Origin of the sequence: Arsenophonus endosymbiont of Aphis craccivora (genome assembly GCF_013460135.1) — a bacterium.
Classification (GTDB): domain Bacteria; phylum Pseudomonadota; class Gammaproteobacteria; order Enterobacterales; family Enterobacteriaceae; genus Arsenophonus; species Arsenophonus nilaparvatae.
The window spans coordinates 649,524-671,457 of the sequence record NZ_CP038155.1; the positions used below are offsets into that span (position 1 = coordinate 649,524).

Consider the following 21,934-nt stretch of genomic DNA (forward strand, 5'->3'; position numbering starts at 1 on the left):
GGAGCGAATGGCATGTGGTATTTTGCTTGGATTTTAGGAACGCTTCTTGCCTGTAGTTTCGCTGTCATTGCAGCTCTGGCTATCGAACAGGTTGAGGCTAATGCGGCCAACAAAGCTAAACATACTGGATAATGATAATGGTAGATAAAATCTACTCATCAATGCATAAGGGTCCGTTTCGGATCCTTATTCTCTTTATGGCATTTGCCATGGCTTTTTGTGTGATCTGGGATCCAACCTTATTTGCCTCAAATACCAGTTCTATTGCTATATGGCAGGGGTTATTGCTTATTTTGGCAACATGTAGTGGGATAATTTTTGGTATTGGGTTTTTACCTAAAAATGCGTTTTGGCGTTATCTTTTTCATCCTTTACCTGCTGTTTTAATCCTAGCTTGTGGACTATTTTATTTCTTTCGTATTAGTTTCATTTCATAAGATAAGTTTATATTTCACTATTTTTTTGTAACTTTATTTATAAATCATTCCAATAGATGATTCACTTAAGTATAGTGACGGGTAATTTATTGATAGCAAGGGGAGTAAAAATATGCTGTTTTGCTGGCCTATCCGTATTTATTATGAGGATACTGATGCGGGAGGTGTAGTTTATCATGCTCGTTATGCGCATTTTTTTGAACGTGCGAGAACGGAAATGTTGCGAGAAAAAGGATTTAAACAGCAGAAATTACGAAAAGAAAATTTAGCTTTTGTCTTACGTAAAATGACAATTGACTATTTACACCCCGCTAAATTGGATAATTTATTGACCGTTGAAACCACAATTAGCTATGTTCAACTTACATCATTGGCTTTTTTTCAACGGTTAATTAATCAGCAAGGGAAAGAAATTTGCACAGCAGAAATAGTTATTGTTTCAATTGATACATTTAAAATGAAGCCAACTAGGCTTCCTGGAGTCTATTGTCGCGGAGTTTAAGCAGTGACTGACATGAATATATTAGATTTATTCTTAAAAGCGAGTTTTTTGGTTCAACTTATCATGTTGATTCTAATAGGATTCTCTATTGCTTCTTGGGCAATTATTATTCAACGAAGCAAAATTTTAAATGCCGCAACCCGAGAAACGGAAGCTTTTGAGGATCGTTTTTGGTCTGGTATTGAGCTATCGCGTCTCTATAAAGAATGTCAGGATCGGCGTGATGCATTAACTGGAGCAGAACAGATTTTCTATTCTGGATTTAAAGAGTTTGCTCGTTTACGTCAAGCCAATCTTCATACACCAGAAGCGGTAATGAATGGTGCTTCTAGAGCTATGCGAATATCGATGAATCGTGAGTTAGAATCATTAGAGACGCATATTCCCTTGTTAGGTACTGTAGGATCAATAAGCCCCTATATTGGATTATTTGGTACCGTTTGGGGAATTATGCATGCTTTCATTGCATTAGTAGGCTCGGTTAAACAGGCAACATTACAAATGGTAGCCCCGGGTATTGCTGAAGCGTTAATTGCAACGTCAATCGGCTTGTTTGCTGCAATTCCAGCTGTGATGGCATATAACCGACTAAACCAGCGGGTCAATAAATTGGATCAAAGTTATGACAATTTTATGGAAGAATTTTTAGCCATCCTGCATCGTCAAGCTTTTGCTTCTGAAAAGCAATAAATACGGAGAACAGAAAGATGGCACGGACTCGACATAGGCGTGAACTGAAATCTGAAATTAACATCGTTCCTTTATTGGATGTACTGTTAGTATTGTTATTGATTTTTATGGTAACGGCGCCGATTATCTCACAAAGTGTGAAAGTGGAATTACCCGATGCGACTCAATCAAAAATTGTGTCAGGTAGTGATAATCCACCGATTATTCTTGAAGTCTCTGGAGTAGGGCAATACAGTGTCATTATTGATGGTCATCGAGAAGAGCTTTTACCGCCAGAACAGATTGCAGCAATAACAAAAGCCGCATTGGCAAAAAATCCGCAGGCCATTTTTGTAATTGGTGGCGCTAAAGATGTACCATACGAAGAAGTTATTAAAGCGCTGAATATACTTCATCAAGCTGGCATCAAATCGGTTGGTTTTATGACTCAGCCTATTTGATGTAATTGCATAATTACGTGTTTGGAAATCTGTTGTGATAAAGACAAAAGAGCAAAAAAATAAATTGAGTTGCTCTGTGGTACTCTCTATTATATTCCACGTTTTGTTATTTGGTTTTATTATTTTGGGTTCATTGGATGAAATTATTAAGCTTGGTGGCGGTGGTCAAGGCGGTGAAGTGGTTGATGCGATCATGGTTGATCCCAGCGTAGTAATAGAACAGTATAACCAGCTACAACGGCAGCAAAATAGTGCCAAACACGCCGATACTGAGCGAAAAAAACGTCTTCAACAGCAAGAAGAAGAACTCCGAAAACAGCAGGAAGAAGAACAAAAACGCTTAAAAATGGTTGAAGAGGAGCGTATAAAAATAGCAAGAGAAGCCGAGCAGCAACGCAAGCAAGCAGAAGACGCGGCGCAGAAAGCCAAGAAGCAACAGAAAATTGCTGAAGAAGCGGCGGCTAAAGCTAAAGCAGAACAAGAACGGCTAATAAAAGAGCAGGCAGAGGCAAAAGAAAAAGCCGAAAAAGCCGCTAAGGCGCTGGCAGCTAAGAAAAAAGCAGATGCGGCTAAACAGGCTGCTACGGTTGACTCTCTGCTTGGTGGATTAACTGCCCAACAACCAACTCAGCAAATGGGAGGTGCAGCAGCAGCGGGTCAAGGAGGAAATAGAAAAAGCGGGGCATCCAGTTCGGATGTGGCTAATTATGCAGGTAAGATCAAAGCCGCAATTGAAAGCAAATTTTATGATGCTGATATTTATCGTGGTAAAACATGCGAATTAAGCATAAAACTCGCTCCTGACGGCATGTTAATTAGTATTGCAGCTAAAAGTAATACAGCAAATGATCAACCACTCTGTGAAGCAGCGATACGTGCAGCCAAAACAGCGACAATGCCTAAACCGCCTAGTCGTAGTATTTATGATGCATTTAATGAACAGGGAAGTACTTTAGTATTCCAGCCTTCGTTAATGAATGTTATGAATAGCATAAGGCTAGTAAAATTAACAAAAGTTTTTCAGTTATCTGGTTTTGTGCATTCACCTTTGTTAATATTCAAATTAATTATTACGGACGTGAATACGTGATAAGGGAGAAAAAATGAAGCAGGCATTTAAATTATTGTTAGGCTTTCTAATATTATGGGCGGTATCTGCTCAGGCAGAAATTCGGATTGAAATTACCCGAGGTATCAATACTGCACAGCCTATTGCTATTGTGCCTTTTAAATGGACTGGAACTGGTACTTTACCAGATGATGTAGGACAAATTGTTGCTGCAGATTTACGCAATAGCGGTAAATTTAATCCTATTGATCCCAGTCATATGCCTCAACAACCAACTACCGCATCGGAAGTCACACCGAATGTTTGGACGGCATTAGGTATTAATGCAGTTGTTGTTGGTCAGTTACAACCGGCTGCTGATGGTCAGTACATTATTAGTTATCAACTGGTTGATGTGGTGAATTCTCCTGGCGCAGTATTGACGCAAAACCAATTAAAAGTGGCATCCACATGGCTACGCTATGCGGCACATACTATTAGTGATGAAGTCTTTGCCAAATTAACCGGTATTCGAGGTGCATTTCGTACACGTATCGCTTACGTGGTTAAAACTAATGGTGGAAAGTTTCCTTATGAATTAAGGGTATCAGATTATGATGGTTATAATCAATTCACTGTCCACCGCTCGCCTGAACCGCTGATGTCGCCAGCTTGGTCGGCTAATGGTGAAAAATTAGCTTATGTAACCTTTGAAAGTGGTAGTTCAGCATTAGTTATGCAAACGTTAGCGACAGGCGAAGTCCGCCAGATTGCTGCTTTCCCGCGTCATAATGGTGCTCCTACCTTTTCCCCCGATGGAAGTAAGCTTGCTTTTGCCCTGTCAAAGAGCGGAAGTTTAAATCTTTATGTAATGGACTTGGCCAGTGGTCAAACTCGCCAAATAACAGATGGTCGTAGTAACAATACTGAACCTAGTTGGATGCCAGACAGCCAAACACTGATTTATACTTCTGATCAAGCCGGGCGTCCACAAATATACAAACTAAATATTCATGGTGGTGTGCCAGAGCGTATTACTTGGGAAGGCAACCAAAACCAGGATCCAAGCGTCAGCCCTGATGGTAAATTTATGGTAATGGTCAACTCTAGTAATGGTAAACAGCACATTGCTAAACAGGATCTGGCAACGGGTAACGTTGAATATTTGACGGATACGTTTCTAGATGAAACGCCGAGTATCGCACTTAATGGTACTATGGTAATTTATAGTGCCTCACAAGGGTTAGGTACTGTATTACACTTGGTGTCAACGGATGGGCGTTTCAAAGCGCGTTTGCCGGAGACTAATGGAAAGGTTAAATTTCCTGCCTGGTCGCCGTATTTGTGATGCATAATAATCAGTATGGCAATAATAATTAAAGGATCGAACAAGATGCAATTGAATACAGTGCTTAAAGGGCTAATGTTAGTGTTACCTATGATAGCTGTTGCAGCATGTAGCTCAAAAAAGGGCAATGACAAAACGGGTGCTGAAAACAATGTAGCATATAGCAATTCTAGCTTGAGAGCTGAGCAACTTGCTAGTCAGCAAATGCAAGAATTGCAAAGTAACAACATTGTTTACTTTGGTTTTGATAAGTATGATGTTACCCCAGAATATGCACAGCTGTTAGATCAACATGCAACATTCCTACGCGGTAACCCTTCAGTGAAGATTACTGTGGAAGGGCATACCGATGAAAAGGGTACACCAGAGTATAATATTGCACTTGGTGAGCGCCGTGCTAATGCTGTGAAAATATATTTGCAGAGTAAAGGCGTAAACGGTGAGCAAATTGCTATCGTATCTTATGGTAAGGAAAAAACGGCTATACAAGGTAATGACGAATCGGCATATGCCAAAAACCGTCGTGCGATACTTGTGTATTAAGAGTATTATATGAACAGTAACTTCAGACATCTTTATTTGAGTCTGTCGTTCTTGGTTGGCGTAGCGGCTCCAGTAGTCGCTACCGCCCAAGCGCCAATCATTAATGTCGGCTCAGGCTCTACAAGTGATCGTCTAATGCAAATTGAGACAGCGGTCAATTCTCAAGGGCAGTTATTATATCAAATTCAGCAGCAGTTATCTGATGCTCAGCGTGACATTGATACATTGCGTGGTCAAATTCAGGAAAACCAATATCAATTAAGTCAAGTTATTGAGCGGCAAAAAGATCTCTATACGCAGTTGGATGCATTGACGACTGGTGCAAATAAAGTCAAGGCAAGTACAGACAGTAGTAATAGTAATAATGCTGTTGTCACTGCTAAACCAGCAAATGAAAAAGCTGAGTATGATGAAGCCGTTGCGCTTGCAATAAAGAGCAAATCTAAACAGCAGATTGCACAGGCAATTAGTTCTTTTCAGCATTTTATCAAAACTGACCCTAAATCTAATTATCAGCCTAATGCGAATTATTGGCTTGGACAATTAAATTATAATCAGGGAAACAAAGATGATGCGGTTTTTTATTTTGCTACCGTTGTTAAAAATTACCCTAATTCAGCCAAAGGGGCAGAATCCCTTTATAAAGTAGGGTTACTGATGCAAGAAAAAGGGCAAAATGATACAGCACGTGTTGTTTATCAACAGGTGATTAAAGCGTATCCTAGTAGCCCTAGCGCGAAATTGGCAGAAAAGAAATTAGCGTCACTCTAATGAATAACCACGAAGTATTTATTACTATCTATTTCGGGGATAATTGTATGATTAATAAACATTTAAATGCTTTCGGTAAAAAAAACATTGCACCCTTAGCAAAAATAAGTAATATACTCCGCCATCACCTCAGGTAACTTCAGATGGGTCGTTAGCTCAGTCGGTAGAGCAGTTGACTTTTAATCAATTGGTCACAGGTTCGAATCCTGTACGACCCACCATCTAACAATATCTTGTTACTTTCCAAAGAAACAGAAATAACATATAGCACTGTGAGTACAGGATGAGAAGCTGTGTAGGTTCGAGCCGAGCGAAGCGAGACAGCGTTGTGCTAAGTACAACGACCCACATGGCGAGGCCGTAGGCCGAGTTATTCTGTACGACCCACCATCGAAAGATATTTGGACTATTTCTGTCAAAAGCTAATTTCATGTTATCTGTCTTATTTTACTGTACATACAGAATATAGATGAAAAATAGTATTCTTCTTTATTACAACCAAATGGAAAAATAGGTTATTGAGAACAATTTGATAGTAAAAATTAAGCGACAAAATTTTAAATATTGATTATCTTGTTTAGTATGCGAAACAAAATTAGCAAATACATAGTTGTTTTGCTAAAAAATATCATTTAAAACATTAAATACTAAACATAAGAGTGCAAAATGCCTAATTTTATCGATTTCAATTTAGCTAGCTACTCATTTCCTGTTAAATCAGTGCCTTTGACGGATAATGAAAAAAACATTGTAAACGGTCTATTAAGCTATTGTTGGAAAAAAGAAATGCGGTTATAGTCGCGCATTATTATACCGATCCTGATGTTCAAGCTCTGGCCGAAGAAACTGGTGGGTGTGTAGCAGATTCACTGGAAATGGCACGTTTTGGCTCACGACATTCTGCATCGACTTTAATTGTCGCTGGCGTTAGATTTATGGGTGAAACGGCTAAGATCTTAAATCCTGAAAAGACAATATTAATGCCTACATTGAAAGCGGAGTGCTCATTAGACTTAGGTTGTCCTGCAAAGCCTTTTGCTGAATTTTGTGATCAACACCCAGAGCGAACGGTGGTTGTTTATGCCAATACTTATGCGGCGGTTAAGGCTAGAGCTGACTGGGTTGTAACTTCCAGTATTGCAGTTGAATTAATTGACTATTTAGATAGTCAATGGCAAAAAATTATCTGGGCGCCGGATCGTCATTTAGGTAATTATGTACAAAGAAAAACCGGGGCAGATATGCTTTGCTGGCAAGCTGCTTGTATTGTACATGATGAATTAAAAATTCAAGCCTTGCAGAAAATGAAAATGTTGTATCCTAATGCGGCAATATTAGCGCATCCAGAATCCCCTGCAGCGGTTGTTGATTTAGCGGATGCAGTTGGCTCAACCGGTCAATTGATTCAAGCTGCACAAAACTTGCCTAATCAGCAAATAATTGTGGCAACGGATAAAAGTATTTTTTATAAAATGCAGCAAGCATGTCCAGAGAAATCATTTTATATTGCACCAATGGCAGGTGAAGGTGCGTCCTGCCGGACTTGTGCACATTGTCCTTGGATGGCAATGAATAGCTTAAAAACTATAGAACAAGGACTAAAAAAAGAGGGTAAATTACATGAAATATCGATTAATGATGAATTAAGAGAGAGAGCATTAAAGCCTTTAGAGCGGATGTTGTCGTTTGCTGCTAACATTAAGTAGCTGAATTATAAGTGTTAATAGGGTAATAGGAATGGACTTTTTCAATACTAGTAATACTATGGTACATATTGCTCTTGGCAGCAATGGTTATAATTTATCTTATATTGAAGCCGTGGCAACAGTAGCTGGATTTTTATGTATCTGGCTTGCCAGTCAGGAAAAAATTATCAATTATCTTTTTGGTCTAATAAACGTTACATTATTTGCGGTTATCTTTTTTCAAATACAATTGTATGCAAGCTTGTTGTTACAAATTTTCTTTTTCGCAGCGAATACCTATGGTTGGTACGCTTGGAGTCGAGTAGATGCTTATCATGAAGCAAGTCTTAAGATCCGCTGGATGAGTTTTTCTAAAGTAGTGGTAACTCTATTTATCGCCATTATTTTAACGCTGCTATTAAGTTTTAACATTGATAAAGTGTTTATTTTTCTTGCCCACGTCACTTGGGACATTGCTCATTTATTAGGTTTTTATCTTGAACCTGTACAAATAGAACCCAATGCATTCCCTTTTTGGGATTCAACCATGATGGTATTATCAAGTATGTCGATGATATTAATGACACGAAAGTATGCTGAAAGCTGGTTACTGTGGATTATTATCAATGTTATTAGTGTTGTTATTTTCTACTTACAAGGTGTTTTAGCAATGTCATTTGAATATTTGATGCTACTTGGTATTTCAATCAATGGTTTTCGCCTTTGGGCTCGGTCAGCTAAAGAAAATGGTTCAATATTTTTAGCAGGTTAATAGTTATTTACATTGGTGTAACAGTATGATTTTAAAAATATTAACAATTTTTATATCATATTATATATTGCCATTAAATATTTATAATATAAGTATGAGTACATATTTACACTGGCTTTGTTGAATAAATCGAACTTTTAGGTGATTGGCGGAGCTGATCGCTAAATTCTTTTCAACATCAGGTCCCCATGGCAAAGCAAAAGTTTAAAATTACCAACTGGCCAGCGTACAACAAGGCACTCAGACAACGCGGTTCCCTGACGGTCTGGCTTGATGAGTCGGCCATCGCTGGATGGACTGACAGTTCTTCGCCTGAAGGTCGTGGCCGGCCGCTTTACTACAGCGATATGGCTGTTACCACTGTCCTGATGATGAAGCGTGTGTTTAACCTGTCGCTCCGGGCATTACAGGGCTTCGTTGATTCGATTTTTAAACTCATGTCTTTGCCGCTGTGCTGTCCGGACTACTCGCTGGTCAGCAGACGAGCAAAGAGCGTCAACATCAGCATAAAAACGCCAACGCGTGGTGAAATCTCGCATCTGGTCATCGACAGTACCGGTCTGAAGGTCTTTGGCGAAGGTGAATGGAAAGTCAGGCAGCATGGGGCTGACAGACGAAGAGTGTGGCGCAAGCTTCATCTGGCAGCAGACAGTGTGACTCATGAGATTATCTGTGCCGACTTATCGCTCAGCGGAACGACAGATGCGCAGGCACTGCCGGGCCTGATTAACCAAACCCACTGGAAAATCAGGCCTTATCCCGCCGCGAAGCGGAGCGAAATACTGGCCGGACAAGTACCATGAACGTAACCATGCGGTGGCGAATCAGCGTCTGAGCAGGAGTGATGATATGTGGAAAAAGAAAGTGGGTTATCACGGGCGTTCAGTGGCAGAAACAGCGATGTTCCGCATAAAAACTTTGCTGGGTGGCCATCTGAGGCTGCGTGACTATGAGGCTCAGGTAGGTGAAGCAATGGCGATGGTCAAAGCGCTGAACCGTATGACGTTGTTGGGTATGCCACACAGCGTCAGGATCGGATAACAGCTGTAGCAGAGGGAGCCATCCTGGCGGCTAATTCTGATTTATTCAACAAAGCCATTTACACTTTTATCACTAGAGGTTAAATTGAGTTCATCTTTTATTTTTAGAGAATATACTGGCTAAAGAGCTATACATTGAGTAGAAAAGATGACTTATAAGAATGATGACATCAGAATTAAACAGATTAAAGAGTTATTACCTCCAGTTGCCTTATTAGAAAAATTTCCGGCAACAGATAAAGCCGCTTTGACAGTTCAAACAGCTCGTGAATCAATACATCAAATTCTAACTGGTAAGGATGATAGACTTTTGGTCGTTATTGGCCCATGTTCAATTCATGACCATAAAGCAGCCATTGAATATGCCCAAAAACTAAAAAAAATTCATGATGAATTGAAGAATGAGTTAGAAATTGTCATGCGTGTTTATTTTGAAAAACCGCGTACTACTGTTGGCTGGAAAGGTTTAATTAATGATCCTTTTATGGATAACAGTTTTGATATTAATCAAGGATTGCGTATTGCACGTAATTTATTGGTAACTATTAATGATTTAGCTTTACCAACTGCCGGTGAATTTCTTGATATGATCACTCCGCAATATGTTGCAGATCTTACTAGTTGGGGAGCAATTGGTGCACGTACTACTGAATCTCAGGTACATCGTGAATTAGCATCTGGTCTTTCTTGCCCGGTAGGTTTTAAAAATGGTACCGACGGAACAATAAAAGTGGCTATTGATGCAATTAATGCTGCTAAAGCTGCTCACTGTTTTTTATCGGTTACCAAATGGGGCAAATGGGGCAAATGGGGCATTCAGCAATTGTAAATACTACCGGTAATGACGATTGCCATATTATTTTGCGCGGCGGTAAAAAGCCTAACTATAGTGAATCAGATATACAAGACGTTAAAGATAATTTGCAAAAATCAGGCTTATCAGCCCAAATTATGATTGATTTTAGTCATGCAAATTGTTGTAAGCAATATAAAAAGCAGCTTGAAGTGGCTGAAAATGTTGCTAATCAAATACTTCAAGGTGAAAAAGCAATCATTGGAGTGATGATTGAAAGTCATCTTTTAGAGGAAATCAAGATATAACTACCGATAAACCGCTAGCGTATGGCAAAAGTGTGACAGACGCTTGTATTGGTTGGCAAGATAGTGAAAAATTATTATATCATTTAGCAGACGCGGTTCGGATCCGTCGTGAAAAGAGCAACTAATTAATGCTTAATAAGGCCACAAAGTGGCCTTATACTTATAAAGTTTAATTTGATTATTTCGTTGACATTGATTAGCAACCGCGGCTGCTTTAGCGGCTATTTCAGCTTGATCACCAAGATAGTAATGCTTAATCGGTTGCATATTTTCATCAAATTCATAGACCAATGGAACGGCGGTTGGAATATTAAGTTCAAGGATCTCGTCTGCACTCATCTTGTCCAGATGTTTGACTAATGCTCGTAATGAGTTACCGTGAGCAGCAATGATGACTTTTTCACCTTTAGCAACTCTTGGTTTAATCACCTCTTCCCAATAGGGGACAACACGTTCAATTGTGGTAGAGAGACTTTCAGTGACAGGGAGCTCTGAAGGGTTCAAATTTGCATAACGAGGATCATTACCGGGGTAACGAGGGTCATCTTTGGTTAATTCTGGTGGTGTAATTTCAAAACCACGGCGCCATAGTTTAACTTGATCGTCACCATATTTTGCTGCAGTTTCTGCTTTATCTAAACCTTGCAGAGCACCATAATGACGTTCATTGAGCCGCCAATTTTTTTCGACGGTTAGCCATTGTTGATCTATTTGGTCTAGAATATTCCACAAGGTGTGAATAGCGCGTTTTAAAACGGATGTATAAGCATAATCAAAAACAAAACCTTCTTTTTTTAATAGCTGGCCTGCATCTGTTGCTTCTTCGCGGCCCTTATCGGAAAGTTCAACATCAGTCCAACCAGTGAATCGGTTTTCTTTATTCCATTCGCTTTCGCCGTGTCTTACTAGAACCAGCTTAGTTACTGCCATAGTTTAAACTCCTATTAGTACATTCATTAAAATCGATCTGAATTATTATATTATCCGTGCAACTGAATACCAATACAACTGATGGTAGTTTTTAAATTGCTGGGTAAGATCTATACTGATTTAACCTGTCTGTCATTAGATTAGCGGCTTAACACCGCAAAATAGCCTATTTTGCTATTATATAAATAAACATTATTTAAGTATCTTGATATTCAACTAATATTAGCTGGATAATTTTGAAATTAAAGAATGAATGCTAATTACATAGGTAAATAATAGAATTGTCTTGATATTAAGGTTTCTTAGGCTTTGTTGAATAAATCAGAATTAGCCGCCAGGATGGCTCCCTCTGCTACAGCTGTTATCCGATCCTGACGCTGTGTGGCATACCCAACAACGTCATACGGTTCAGCGCTTTGACCATCGCCATTGCTTCACCTACCTGAGCCTCATAGTCACGCAGCCTCAGATGGCCACCCAGCAAAGTTTTTATGCGGAACATCGCTGTTTCTGCCACTGAACGCCGGTGATAACCCACTTTCTTTTTCCACATATCATTACTCCTGCTCAGACGCTGATTCGCCACCGCATGGTTACGTTCATGGTACTTGTCCGGCTAGTATTTCGCTCCGCTTCGCGGCGGGATAAGGGGCCTGATTTTCTTTCTTAGCAACGCATCGTGGCAGTAACAGGCGTCATAAGCACCGTCTGCTGACACTTCCCTGATTTTCCGGTGGGTTTGGTTAATCAGGCCCGGCAGTGCCTGCGCATCTGTCGTTCCGCTGAGCGATAAGTCGGCACAGATAATCTCATGAGTCACACTGTCTGCTGCCAGATGAAGCTTGCGCCACACTCTTCGTCTGTCAGCCCCATGCTGCCTGACTTTCCATTCACCTTCGCCAAAGACCTTCAGACCGGTACTGTCGATGACCAGATGCGAGATTTCACCACGCGTTGGCGTTTTTATGCTGATGTTGACGCTCTTTGCTCGTCTGCTGACCAGCGAGTAGTCCGGACAGCACAGCGGCTAAGACATGAGTTTAAAAATCGAATCAACGAAGCCCTGTAATGCCCGGAGCGACAGGTTAAACACACGCTTCATCATCAGGACAGTGGTAACAGCCATATCGCTGTAGTAAAGCGGCCGGCCACGACCTTCAGGCGAAGAACTGTCAGTCCATCCAGCGATGGCCGACTCATCAAGCCAGACCGTCAGGGAACCGCGTTGTCTGAGTGCCTTGTTGTACGCGGGCCAGTTGGTAATTTTAAACTTTTGCTTTGACATGGGGACCTGATGTTGAAACGAATTTAGCGATCAGCTCCGCCAATCACCTAAAAGTTCGATTTATTCAACAAAGCCGAAAAAAGTAGTACTAGTTTTTTAATAAAAAAAGATAATCGTTTCGACATATAAAAGTGAATCCTTAACATTGTATTAATAATAAAGTTAAGTAAAAATGTTCACTTTTAATAAAGTAAAATATCGAATAACTATTAGCCATAGATAAACTATATTTATAAATAATATGACAGTGGTTAAATTACATTCAAATACAAATTATTTAAAAGTTCCAACAACAAGTATTCTCATCATATAGATGATTAGATTAAAGTATGAACTAAAACAAAAAAAAGAATAAATTCTATAAGTTAAGCTTGTAGTGAGTGAAATGATATATATAAATATTAAAACAGCAAATCGTTTCAACCGATCATAAATCAAACATTAATAGATATTGGCTATCAATTATCAACTTATGATCGTTTTCTCCAATGAATTAAATTAATAAAAATCAATGAGATATAAAAAATGAAAACATTTAGATACATATTTAATTATAGTTTAACTATACAGAGATTATAAAATTACATATTATGTGCTTTAAAACTAATATAGAAAATAAAATTAAATGATATTGCAAAATAACTCATTATAAATACAAACAAATAAAAACAACTTAATAACAAATTGACTTTGAATATTCTCTACAGCTAGCAGATATTGAATATAAAGATTTACACTCTAAACCTTGATAATTGTTAAACGAATATTCGATTTAATTGATTTGGAAACATACTTAATATATGGAAATATAACATATCAATTGGTATTTCTTATTATACTAATTGCTTTATTCTATTTTGTGCCTGAAACTAACGGAGAAGTTTCTCTTATAAAAGGAAAATTGGAGCCAAATGGCTCCATTTTTTTATCTATTGTTACAAATATAAATATACCCACATAATTTAAAAATAGTTATATATTATTCCTGGAATCTATTATTAATAATTTATTTACCTCTATATTTATATATAAACCACCAAATTAAATAATTGATTTATTTACGTTCATCTTTTTTATTAATTAATTATATAAATAATTAACATATATTTTACTTATTTTACTTATTTTACTTATTTTACTTATTTTACTTATTTTACTTATTTTACTTATTTTACTTATTTTACTTATTTTACTTATTTTACTTATTTTACTTATTTTACTTATTTTACTTATTTTACCAAATAATTTTATTTTAACGAAAAGTAATAATTATTATAACTTAATATTTTGTCATCATAGATAAAAAACAATTTCTTTAATAAGAAACCGGCTTTGTTGAATAAATCGAACTTTTAGGTGATTGGCGGATCTGATCGCTAAATTCGTTTCAACATCAGGTCCCCATGTCAAAGCAAAAGTTTAAAATTACCAACTGGCCCGCGTACAACAAGGCACTCAGACAACGCGGTTCCCTGACGGTCTGGCTTGATGAGTCGGCCATCGCTGGATGGACTGACAGTTCTTCGCCTGAAGGTCGTGGCCGGCCGCTTTACTACAGCGATATGGCTGTTACCACTGTCCTGATGATGAAGCGTGTGTTTAACCTGTCGCTCCGGGCATTACAGGGCTTCGTTGATTCGATTTTTAAACTCATGTCTTTGCCGCTGTGCTGTCCGGACTACTCGCTGGTCAGCAGACGAGCAAAGAGCGTCAACATCAGCATAAAAACGCCAACGCGTGGTGAAATCTCGCATCTGGTCATCGACAGTACCGGTCTGAAGGTCTTTGGCGAAGGTGAAAGGAAAGTCAGGCAGCATGGGGCTGACAGACGAAGAGTGTGGAGCAAGCTTCATCTGGCAGCAGACAGTGTGACTCATGAGATTATCTGTGCCGACTTATCGCTCAGCGGAACGACAGATGCGCAGGCACTGCCGGGCCTGATTAACCAAACCCACCGGAAAATCAGGGAAGTGTCAGCAGACGGTGCTTATGACGCCTGTTACTGCCACGACGCGTTGCTAAGAAAGAAAATCAGGCCCCTTATCCCGCCGCGAAGCGGAGCGAAATACTGGCCGGACAAGTACCATGAACGTAACCATGCGGTGGCGAATCAGCGTCTGAGCAGGAGTAATGATATGTGGAAAAAGAAAGTGGGTTATCACCGGCGTTCAGTGGCAGAAACAGCGATGTTCCGCATAAAAACTTTGCTGGGTGGCCATCTGAGGCTGCGTGACTATGAGGCTCAGGTAGGTGAAGTAATGGCGATGGTCAAAGCGCTGAACCGTATGACGTTGTTGGGTATGCCACACAGCGTCAGGATCGGATAACAGCTGTAGCAGAGGGAGCCATCCTGTCGGCTAATTCTGATTTATTCAACAAAGCCGAATAATACTACTAAATATTCTAACTATTTATTCAATCAACATATTGATATCAAAGAAACTGTATTAATTAAATTTTTTTAATTATTTTAGATATTTTGAAAAATTAAGGATATTTTTAATATCAACTCTATCAATCGTTTTCACTGAAAACCATTAATGTTATTTATAATAAAATTGTTATGTTCTTAACTGTTAGATTGAATATTAATTCATTTATATTGATTAATAATTTAATTAAAGGTAAATAGTAACGTTTCAGTTGATTAATTATATGTATAAAAAAATTAACATCGTTGCTAAAAACAAATTAAAACTATCATTTATTTTTAATTTTTAAAAATCTTTATCAAAAAATGCGACTTTCTTAAGGTTAAATATAAGCTCTTATGGACAGTTGGTGAATACTTTGTTACTTTATGGCTTTGTTGAATAAATCGAACTTTTAGGTGATTGGCGGAGCTGATCGCTAAATTCGTTTCAACATCAGGTCCCCATGTCAAAGCAAAAGTTTAAAATTACCAACTGGCCCGCGTACAACAAGGCACTCAGACAACGCGGTTTCCTGACGGTCTGGCTTGATGAGTCGGCCATCGTTGGATGGACTGACAGTTCTTCGCCTGAAGGTCGTGGCCGGCCGCTTTACTACAGCGATATGGCTGTTACCACTGTCCTGATGATGAAGCGTGTGTTTAACCTGTCGCTACGGGCATTACAGGGCTTCGTTGATTCGATTTTTAAACTCATGTCTTTGCCGCTGTGCTGTCCGGACTACTCGCTGGTCAGCAGACAAGCAAAGAGCGTCAACATCAGCATAAAAACGCCAACGCGTGGTGAAATCTCGCATCTGGTCATCGACAGTACCGGTCTGAAGGTCTTTGGCGAAGGTGAATGGAAAGTCAGGCAGCATGGGGCTGACAGACGAAGAGTGTGGCGCAAGCTTCATCTGGCAGCAGACAGTGTGACTCATGAGATTATCTGTGCCGACTTATCGCTCAGCGGAACGACAGATGCGCAGGCACTGCCGGGCCTGATTAACCAAACCCACCGGAAAATCAGGGAAGTGTCAGCAGACGGTGCTTATGACGCCTGTTACTGCCACGATGCGTTGCTAAGAAAGAAAATCAGGCCCCTTATCCCGCCGCGAAGCGGAGCGAAATACTGGCCGGACAAGTACCATGAACGTAACCATACGGTGGCGAATCATCGTCTGAGCAGGAGTAATGATATGTGGAAAAAGAAAGTGGGTTATCACCGGCGTTCAGTGGCAGAAACAGCGATGTTCCGCATAAAAACTTTGCTGGGTGGCCATCTGAGGCTGCGTGACTATGAGGCTCAGGTAGGTGAAGCAATGGCGATGGTCAAAGCGCTGAACCGTATGACGTTGTTGGGTATGCCACACAGCGTCAGGATCGGATAACAGCTGTAGCAGAGGGAGCCATCCTGTCGGCTAATTCTGATTTATTCAACAAAGCCTACTTTTTATTAATAAACCATGCGCATTATATTGATGACGGGTAATGCGTTCATTAGTGATATTGGGGCTATCTGGATGGCGATGATAATCGATTTCTCTTACGGTTAAACCTCGGTTATCAACTATTTTAATGGTCGGCTTTCCTTTCAATAATGACGATGATTGCATATTTTTCTCCATGTTTATTCACTATTATTTAGTTGCAAAAGAGAAATAAATTTTTCAGATACTTTTGTGATTAATAATCGATTGTTGTATAACAGGTTATATTTTCAGCAAATAGCGATTTAATATTATTAAGTTAACAAATATTATTTAATGGAATTATTATTTGGATGTAAAGTAATTGTTTTTGTCAATATATTAACTTCAGGTAATAACACAAGCGATTAAATCTCGAAGAAAGTTGCTTAATTGGTTGATGTAGGTTTTTTAGGATTGGGCTATTTTAGAAAATAGTACTAAAAATATTTTATTTTCGTTAAAGATAGCAAAGGTTATTGAGCGTCGTGAAATATAGCAGCTAAAGTGCGTACCCTAAAATTAGCTACCCGGCCTTGTGGCTGCCGGGTAACAAATTAGAAAGATAATTACTTTTTATATTGAATGAGAAAATATTAATTAAGGTAGTTAAATGCGGTAGTTACGCGTTTAACGCCATCTGTCTCACTGGCAATTTGCGCTGCAGCAGCTCCTTCCTGTTGAGTTAGAATACCAAGTAAAAATACCTCTCCACCTTCGGTAATAACTTTGACGGTTGATGATTTAACCGAATCACTGGTAAGAATTTGTGATTTTATTTTGGTGGTTATCCAGGTATCTTTAGAAGCCGTACCAAGATCAACCGGTGTTGCCTGACGGATCTCATTATAAACTGCTTCAACACCTTCTACTTTGGTTGCTATCTGTTTTGCTCTTTCAGCTAATGCAATATCGTGCGCTTGGCCGGTAAGCAGTATCTTACCTTCATAAGCTGTAGTAATAACACGTGCATTGCGGGTAATTTCTTGATCTTTGCTAATAGCAGCACTAACGCGGGCTTCTAATATTCCATCATCGACCTGGCGACCGACACTTCTTGGATCCGTCGCACTTTTTGTGGCGACCGCCGCTGAGCCTATTACAGCAGCCCCAATGCATCCTTGTAATAAAAGGGTACTGCATATTATGGTAATTAGAGGAAATAGTCTCATTATTACTCCTTATTACTCCTTAGTCATCTTGATGCGGAAAAAGTGTATTATCGATTAGATCACATAAACAGTTAACTGTTAATAGGTGAACTTCTTGAATTCTGATGCTTCTTTGCGAAGGTATTCGAATTTCTACATCCTGTGTGCCTAATAAACCGGCTAATTCTCCGCCATCATGGCCGGTTAAGGCCACAATCGTCATATCACGAGCGAGTGAATCTTCAACCGCTTTTATCACAAAACGACTATTGCCTTTGGTGGCAATTGTAAGAAGTACGTCACCAGATTGGCCTAATGCATGCACTTGTTTTGCATATACCTCTTCGGGTTTTTGGCCATTAGCGATCGAGATTATAATCGCATTGTCTGTGTTAAGACATAAAGCGGGCAGACTCGGACGTTCCGCTTCAAATTGATTGATCATACTGGTCGCAAAGCGTTGTGCAATAACTGCTGATCCGCCACTGCCGCAACATAAGATTTTATTACCATTTAGCAAGTCGTGAACGATCATAATCGCTGCACGAGAAATAGCATCGGGTAATGCTTCAGCAGCGGCAATTTGTGTTTGAATACTTTCGGTAAAACAGGCTTTAATTTTCTCCAACACGTTAAGACCTACTTACATATAATTAGTGGATGGCATCATAGTCACTAAAGGCATTTGGTAACCATTCAAATTGATTGCCGGTAGTAGCACAAATATCAAAACGACATAAAGCGGTTTCTATGTTTTCATTTTGTTTAAGCAGCCATAATTTTGCGGCTGCAAGTAATTTTTTTCGTTTGTTTAAAGTTACTGACATCAATGCATTACCGAAGTTATCATGGCGGCGAAAGCGTACTTCAACAAACACCCAAGTGTTTTGATCTTTCATAACTAAATCAATTTCTCCAACCGGGAAACTCACATTGCGGCTAATAAATTGCAGTCCTTGTTGTTGTAAGAATTGTTTGGCTTTATATTCGAAGTGACGTCCTTGTATCCAAGATAAATTTGGCGATTTTAGCATAGCGGATATACTTATCTATAAGCTGATGGTGTCGTTAAAATGACACTTTAGTCACTATTTTACTCTATTTTTATCTATTGGCTGATAAATTTTACTTTTAACTTACAATTTATTAAATCAATTGAACTTTGCCTTGTTTAAATTTCAACCACGGTAGGGTACGAAAAATTACGCAATTGTTACTATTTACACTTAGTTTGCTGTGGCTCCATTTAGTTCTATCTCATGTTGTTGTAATTGATTGAAATAATTGGCTAATAACCAGGCATCAATTCCCATAGCGTAAAGACGAATTAGCTAGTAATCAGCAGAGAGTCGTTGATTAGCTTGAGTTAGTAAAGTGGAATTAGCGCCGGCCAGTAAAGGGATTTCACTAAATTGTAAGCCTTCCATTTCCAGATAATAATCGGTGCTTAAATCTGTTTGATGACTACGAGAACTGGCATAAAGCGTTGGACATGTGCGACTGTCGGTTGCGATATCTATCATCGGTTTAATCAATGACAATTCATCACTTGTGGCGACAATATACACCGCATCAATCGCCTCTGCCGTATCGTTGGTATTTTGTTGTTCGGCAATTACTATTGGCGTGCCTATCATCTGTATTCCAGTACTTTGAGCAGTTCTAGCTTTTAGGCTATCAATATTACCAAAACTTTGTTTACGTACTGGGGTTTGTTTCAATTTTTGCCACTCTTGTGCAAATATATTTGCGATACGTTCCTCAAAAGGAGAAGAAGGGATCAGGATCAAGGGTACTTGTTTGCCCTCTTTTGCTATATGGCGAGCCGCATTAACCGCTTCATCTTCAGGCGACAGCGAAAAGTAACAGACATTATTTTTAAGCGGCATTTTATCATTATCTAATTCATGTAATGTCAAAAGATTTAATGGAGTATTTATTTGAATGGCTTTAAGTACATCCGGTTTTAAAAGTGGCCCGACGACTAAGGTAATGCCGTCCTGTTCAGCTTGTTGCAAGAGTGACTCAATTGACTTAGTATTGGTATCGTATACTTTAACCTGTTGATTATTAATAGGTGCATTGTCAATAACAAGCGATGGGGTTTGTGGATTGTTTTCCTGCGTGACATTATTGCTACTGCTAGTAATTGAATCAATAATACTTTGAACGGGATCACTATTTAGGCTATTTTGCTCGGATGAGCTGGTTGCGGTTGTCGGATCGATGGGTAAACCTTTTTGGGCATCAAGGAAACCTTGTAAAATCGCTTCAGCAAATATTTTACCGTTATTACTTAAAGGCAAGAATAGACCAATTTTAGGGTTGCTACTGATTGAAGATTGATGAATGATTTGTATGAGTGCTGTTGGGGAAGTTTTAACACCCGGATTGGCTGGATAGCGTATTTTCCAGTCAATTTAAATGCATTTTGTAATGCCGCCGGATCTTGGTAGTTATTATGGTATAAATCAAGCAGATCAATCCAACCTTGTAAAACATTTTCATCTGCCCTAACAGCTAATTTTTGAACTTGTTCAGCAGGCAAACTGATTAACATTTGCCAAAAATAATCAATATTTTTCTGGTGATTAACCTTATCTTTTAATAGGGGTTCTTGCTCGATATAGGCGCCAAAGCTTCAGCAGATGGTGTACCATTAGCGGCATCAATAATTGATTGATAATGGCTGATTTCAGAGCTTGCTTGTATGGTTGCATCGGCAGTTTGTTTACTTTGATCTAGTGAGGAATGACATCCTACTAACAAAAGAGAGGATAGTATCGCTATACATATCAAGCCTTTTTTAAAAAAAATTGAAGAACGCATACTTTGTCCAGTGATGTAATTATTATTGCTCAATTTTAATTGGTTATTCGGAATAAACAATAAATGAACCTAATCAAGATATAGAGGTAGAGATGGTATCAACACTATATATTGTACCAACTCCTATTGGTAATTTGGATGATATCACTCTGCGTGCATTGCAGATCCTTAAGCAGGTAGATCTTATTGCAGCGGAAGATACCCGGCGTACGGGTTTATTATTGCAGCACTTTGCTATCAATACCCGCATGATTTCCTTACATGATCATAATGAACAACAGAAAACAGATCAATTAATTCCTCAATTAAAACAGGGACTAAGTATAGCGTTAGTTTCTGATGCAGGCACACCGCTAATTAATGATCCTGGTTATCATTTGGTAAAATCTTGTCGCCAAGCAGGTATTCTGGTAGTTCCTTTGCCAGGGCCATGCGCAGCAATTACGGCCCTTTCCGCTGCCGGTATCGCCTCAGATCGCTGTTGTTATGAGGGTTTTTTGCCAGCAAAACGCAAGAGTCGACAAGAGGTATTGCAAGCGTTAACGGAGGAGTCGAGAACACTTATTTTTTATGAATCACCACATCGTTTGTTAGACACATTAGCAGATATGGTCGCTATTTGGGGCGCTGAGCGTTATGTTGTCTTAGCTCGCGAATTAACAAAAACCTGGGAATCTATTCATGGTTTGCCGGTTGGAGAACTACTTGATTGGGTAAAAGTTGATGAAAATCGTTCTCGTGGCGAAATGGTATTGGTGGTTCAGGGATATAGAACACCACAGGAGGGTGAAGTGGTTATTTCCTCAGAGGTGAAAAAAACGTTAGCGTTACTACAGCAATCATTGCCGTTAAAGAAGGCGGCGGCTATTACGGCAGAAATTTATGGTTTAAAGAAGAATGCACTATATAAATATAGTCTTGAACAGCAAGTTAGTGCTGATAGTGCAATCAAGTAGATTATCTGTTGGCCAGTTGTGATAAATAACTATACAAATTCATGTTAAATCCCTATAATTCGGCGTTAGAGTTAGCCAGACAACCGCTGCTTTATTGTTGATTACCCTAGGTAATTGTTAATAAAGGGGAGGAAAGTCCGGGCTCCATAGGGCAGGGTGCCAGATAACGTCTGGGAGGCGAAAGCCTACGACTAGTGCAACAGAGAGCAAACCGCCGATGGCTATTAAGCACAGGTAAGGGTGAAAGGGTGCGGTAAGAGCGCACCGCGCAACTGGCAACAGTTTGTGGCACGGTAAACTCCACCCGGAGCAAGGCCAAATAGGGGTTCACTACATGCGGCCCGCATCGAACCCGGGTAGGCTGCTTGAGTCAGTGCGCAAGTGCTGGCCTAGATGAATGGTTGTCCACGACAGAACCCGGCTTATCGGCTGACTCTAACACATTAAAAACCCCATTGTGAGTAAAATTACAATGGGGTTTTACTTTTAGGCTACTTAGAGTGCAATAAAATTGATAAACCGATTAT

At 39.4% G+C, this 21,934-nt stretch carries 21 protein-coding genes, 1 tRNA gene, 2 other RNA genes and 5 pseudogenes; 19 read left to right on the plus strand and 10 right to left on the minus strand.

All coding sequences use genetic code 11. From position 1 onward, the window contains the following. Nucleotides 1–12 precede the first annotated feature (12 nt). From cydX to aroG, 15 genes and pseudogenes are all read left to right on the plus strand, one after another. The gene (gene cydX / locus E3U36_RS03520; RefSeq protein WP_180817123.1) at nucleotides 13–132 is read left to right on the plus strand and encodes a cytochrome bd-I oxidase subunit CydX; all 120 of its coding nucleotides are present in this window, start codon (nucleotides 13–15) and stop codon (nucleotides 130–132) included. 5 nt (nucleotides 133–137) lie between these two features. Then, nucleotides 138–437 (plus strand): cyd operon protein YbgE, encoded by a 300-nt coding sequence (ybgE, locus tag E3U36_RS03525; protein WP_180817124.1) that lies wholly within the window; start codon nucleotides 138–140, stop codon nucleotides 435–437. A 112-nt stretch (nucleotides 438–549) separates the two neighbouring features. Beyond that, nucleotides 550–946: pseudogene (gene ybgC / locus E3U36_RS03530) on the plus strand (tol-pal system-associated acyl-CoA thioesterase). After that, the gene (gene tolQ / locus E3U36_RS03535; protein ID WP_180817125.1) at nucleotides 943–1,629 is read left to right on the plus strand and encodes a Tol-Pal system protein TolQ; all 687 of its coding nucleotides are present in this window, start codon (nucleotides 943–945) and stop codon (nucleotides 1,627–1,629) included. Before ybgC ends, tolQ begins: the two are co-directional and overlap by 4 nt. Before the next feature lie 17 nt (nucleotides 1,630–1,646). Further along, on the plus strand, nucleotides 1,647–2,069 hold the full coding sequence (gene tolR / locus E3U36_RS03540) for a colicin uptake protein TolR (RefSeq protein ID WP_180817126.1): 423 nt from the start codon (nucleotides 1,647–1,649) through the stop codon (nucleotides 2,067–2,069). A 34-nt stretch (nucleotides 2,070–2,103) separates the two neighbouring features. After that, complete coding sequence (gene tolA / locus E3U36_RS03545) at nucleotides 2,104–3,159, plus strand: cell envelope integrity protein TolA (protein ID WP_180817127.1); 1,056 nt, start codon at nucleotides 2,104–2,106, stop codon at nucleotides 3,157–3,159. A gap of 13 nt (nucleotides 3,160–3,172) precedes the next feature. Next, nucleotides 3,173–4,465 (plus strand): Tol-Pal system beta propeller repeat protein TolB, encoded by a 1,293-nt coding sequence (gene tolB, locus E3U36_RS03550; protein WP_180817128.1) that lies wholly within the window; start codon nucleotides 3,173–3,175, stop codon nucleotides 4,463–4,465. A gap of 45 nt (nucleotides 4,466–4,510) precedes the next feature. Beyond that, nucleotides 4,511–5,008 carry a peptidoglycan-associated lipoprotein Pal gene (gene pal / locus E3U36_RS03555; protein ID WP_180817129.1) on the plus strand — a complete coding sequence of 166 codons (498 nt, stop codon included), beginning with the start codon at nucleotides 4,511–4,513 and terminating at the stop codon, nucleotides 5,006–5,008. Between the two features lie 9 nt (nucleotides 5,009–5,017). Further along, on the plus strand, nucleotides 5,018–5,779 hold the full coding sequence (gene ybgF / locus E3U36_RS03560; RefSeq protein WP_180817130.1) for a tol-pal system protein YbgF: 762 nt from the start codon (nucleotides 5,018–5,020) through the stop codon (nucleotides 5,777–5,779). Nucleotides 5,780–5,924: 145 nt separating this feature from the next. Further along, nucleotides 5,925–6,000 (plus strand) — tRNA-Lys (locus E3U36_RS03565). A 41-nt stretch (nucleotides 6,001–6,041) separates the two neighbouring features. Further along, nucleotides 6,042–6,169, plus strand: a non-coding RNA gene (locus E3U36_RS03570) — RtT sRNA. Nucleotides 6,170–6,445: 276 nt separating this feature from the next. Beyond that, nucleotides 6,446–7,485, plus strand: a pseudogene (gene nadA / locus E3U36_RS03575) (quinolinate synthase NadA). A 31-nt stretch (nucleotides 7,486–7,516) separates the two neighbouring features. Then, nucleotides 7,517–8,236, plus strand: coding sequence for a nicotinamide riboside transporter PnuC (gene pnuC, locus E3U36_RS03580; RefSeq protein WP_180817131.1), 720 nt, complete (start codon nucleotides 7,517–7,519; stop codon nucleotides 8,234–8,236). Nucleotides 8,237–8,424: 188 nt separating this feature from the next. Then, a pseudogene (locus E3U36_RS03585) lies at nucleotides 8,425–9,277 on the plus strand (IS5 family transposase). 147 nt (nucleotides 9,278–9,424) lie between these two features. After that, nucleotides 9,425–10,502 (plus strand): annotated as a pseudogene (gene aroG / locus E3U36_RS03590) (3-deoxy-7-phosphoheptulonate synthase AroG). A 7-nt stretch (nucleotides 10,503–10,509) separates the two neighbouring features. On the opposite strand, the gene gpmA reads toward aroG, so the two are convergent. Together gpmA and E3U36_RS03600 are read right to left on the minus strand one after the other, a co-directional pair. Further along, nucleotides 10,510–11,307, minus strand: coding sequence for a 2,3-diphosphoglycerate-dependent phosphoglycerate mutase (gpmA, locus tag E3U36_RS03595; protein WP_180817132.1), 798 nt, complete (start codon nucleotides 11,305–11,307; stop codon nucleotides 10,510–10,512). Between the two features lie 361 nt (nucleotides 11,308–11,668). Continuing rightward, nucleotides 11,669–12,592, minus strand: a pseudogene (locus E3U36_RS03600) (IS5 family transposase). 1,403 nt (nucleotides 12,593–13,995) lie between these two features. On the opposite strand from E3U36_RS03600, the gene E3U36_RS03605 reads away from it, so the two are divergent. Next, on the plus strand, nucleotides 13,996–14,919 hold the full coding sequence (locus E3U36_RS03605; protein ID WP_180817133.1) for an IS5 family transposase: 924 nt from the start codon (nucleotides 13,996–13,998) through the stop codon (nucleotides 14,917–14,919). A 383-nt stretch (nucleotides 14,920–15,302) separates the two neighbouring features. On the opposite strand, the gene E3U36_RS03610 is transcribed toward E3U36_RS03605, so the two are convergent. Then, nucleotides 15,303–15,476, minus strand: a complete 174-nt coding sequence (locus tag E3U36_RS03610) for a hypothetical protein (RefSeq protein WP_180817134.1) — start codon at nucleotides 15,474–15,476, stop codon at nucleotides 15,303–15,305. Between E3U36_RS03610 and E3U36_RS03615 the strand changes: the two genes are divergently transcribed. Beyond that, a complete protein-coding gene (locus E3U36_RS03615) occupies nucleotides 15,470–16,393 on the plus strand; it encodes an IS5 family transposase (RefSeq protein WP_180817135.1) in 924 nt (307 codons plus the stop codon). The two genes, E3U36_RS03610 and E3U36_RS03615, sit on opposite strands and share 7 nt — an antisense overlap. A gap of 45 nt (nucleotides 16,394–16,438) precedes the next feature. Here the strand turns inward: E3U36_RS03615 and E3U36_RS03620 are convergent, their stop codons facing one another. From E3U36_RS03620 to E3U36_RS12480, 7 genes are all read right to left on the minus strand, one after another. Next, entirely contained in the window at nucleotides 16,439–16,630 is a 192-nt protein-coding gene (locus tag E3U36_RS03620; protein WP_180817136.1) for a hypothetical protein, read from the minus strand. 437 nt (nucleotides 16,631–17,067) lie between these two features. Further along, nucleotides 17,068–17,643: a division/outer membrane stress-associated lipid-binding lipoprotein gene (gene dolP, locus E3U36_RS03625; protein ID WP_180817137.1), complete on the minus strand. Its 576-nt coding sequence runs from the start codon at nucleotides 17,641–17,643 to the stop codon at nucleotides 17,068–17,070. A gap of 19 nt (nucleotides 17,644–17,662) precedes the next feature. Next, nucleotides 17,663–18,253 carry a DnaA initiator-associating protein DiaA gene (diaA, locus tag E3U36_RS03630; protein ID WP_180817138.1) on the minus strand — a complete coding sequence of 197 codons (591 nt, stop codon included), beginning with the start codon at nucleotides 18,251–18,253 and terminating at the stop codon, nucleotides 17,663–17,665. Between the two features lie 22 nt (nucleotides 18,254–18,275). Further along, nucleotides 18,276–18,656 (minus strand): YraN family protein, encoded by a 381-nt coding sequence (locus E3U36_RS03635; protein ID WP_032115682.1) that lies wholly within the window; start codon nucleotides 18,654–18,656, stop codon nucleotides 18,276–18,278. A gap of 297 nt (nucleotides 18,657–18,953) precedes the next feature. Then, nucleotides 18,954–19,928, minus strand: coding sequence for a penicillin-binding protein activator (locus E3U36_RS12470; protein ID WP_439647276.1), 975 nt, complete (start codon nucleotides 19,926–19,928; stop codon nucleotides 18,954–18,956). Next, nucleotides 19,919–20,248 carry a penicillin-binding protein activator gene (locus E3U36_RS12475; protein ID WP_369412964.1) on the minus strand — a complete coding sequence of 110 codons (330 nt, stop codon included), beginning with the start codon at nucleotides 20,246–20,248 and terminating at the stop codon, nucleotides 19,919–19,921. The genes E3U36_RS12470 and E3U36_RS12475 overlap by 10 nt, the downstream gene beginning before the upstream one ends. Continuing rightward, nucleotides 20,227–20,451, minus strand: a complete 225-nt coding sequence (locus tag E3U36_RS12480; protein WP_238337502.1) for a hypothetical protein — start codon at nucleotides 20,449–20,451, stop codon at nucleotides 20,227–20,229. Before E3U36_RS12480 ends, E3U36_RS12475 begins: the two co-directional genes overlap by 22 nt. A 59-nt stretch (nucleotides 20,452–20,510) precedes the next feature. Here E3U36_RS12480 and rsmI point away from each other — a divergent pair, with 59 nt between their 5' ends. Further along, nucleotides 20,511–21,407, plus strand: coding sequence for a 16S rRNA (cytidine(1402)-2'-O)-methyltransferase (gene rsmI, locus E3U36_RS03645; protein WP_439647289.1), 897 nt, complete (start codon nucleotides 20,511–20,513; stop codon nucleotides 21,405–21,407). A 67-nt stretch (nucleotides 21,408–21,474) separates the two neighbouring features. Beyond that, an RNA gene (rnpB, locus tag E3U36_RS03650) (RNase P RNA component class A) lies at nucleotides 21,475–21,848 on the plus strand. Nucleotides 21,849–21,934 lie beyond the last annotated feature (86 nt).

Bases quoted from the DNA above. Each gene is read 5' to 3' on its own strand.
- cydX (WP_180817123.1), top strand. From the start codon at position 13: ATGTGGTATTTTGCTTGGATTTTAGGAACGCTTCTTGCCTGTAGTTTC.
- ybgE (WP_180817124.1), top strand. From the start codon at position 138: ATGGTAGATAAAATCTACTCATCAATGCATAAGGGTCCGTTTCGGATC.
- tolR (WP_180817126.1), top strand. From the start codon at position 1,647: ATGGCACGGACTCGACATAGGCGTGAACTGAAATCTGAAATTAACATC.
- tolB (WP_180817128.1), top strand. From the start codon at position 3,173: ATGAAGCAGGCATTTAAATTATTGTTAGGCTTTCTAATATTATGGGCG.
- pal (WP_180817129.1), top strand. From the start codon at position 4,511: ATGCAATTGAATACAGTGCTTAAAGGGCTAATGTTAGTGTTACCTATG.
- ybgF (WP_180817130.1), top strand. From the start codon at position 5,018: ATGAACAGTAACTTCAGACATCTTTATTTGAGTCTGTCGTTCTTGGTT.
- pnuC (WP_180817131.1), top strand. From the start codon at position 7,517: ATGGACTTTTTCAATACTAGTAATACTATGGTACATATTGCTCTTGGC.
- gpmA (WP_180817132.1), bottom strand. From the start codon at position 11,307: ATGGCAGTAACTAAGCTGGTTCTAGTAAGACACGGCGAAAGCGAATGG.
- E3U36_RS03605 (WP_180817133.1), top strand. From the start codon at position 13,996: ATGTCAAAGCAAAAGTTTAAAATTACCAACTGGCCCGCGTACAACAAG.
- E3U36_RS03615 (WP_180817135.1), top strand. From the start codon at position 15,470: ATGTCAAAGCAAAAGTTTAAAATTACCAACTGGCCCGCGTACAACAAG.
- E3U36_RS03620 (WP_180817136.1), bottom strand. From the start codon at position 16,630: ATGGAGAAAAATATGCAATCATCGTCATTATTGAAAGGAAAGCCGACC.
- dolP (WP_180817137.1), bottom strand. From the start codon at position 17,643: ATGAGACTATTTCCTCTAATTACCATAATATGCAGTACCCTTTTATTA.
- E3U36_RS03635 (WP_032115682.1), bottom strand. From the start codon at position 18,656: ATGCTAAAATCGCCAAATTTATCTTGGATACAAGGACGTCACTTCGAA.
- E3U36_RS12480 (WP_238337502.1), bottom strand. From the start codon at position 20,451: ATGCGTTCTTCAATTTTTTTTAAAAAAGGCTTGATATGTATAGCGATA.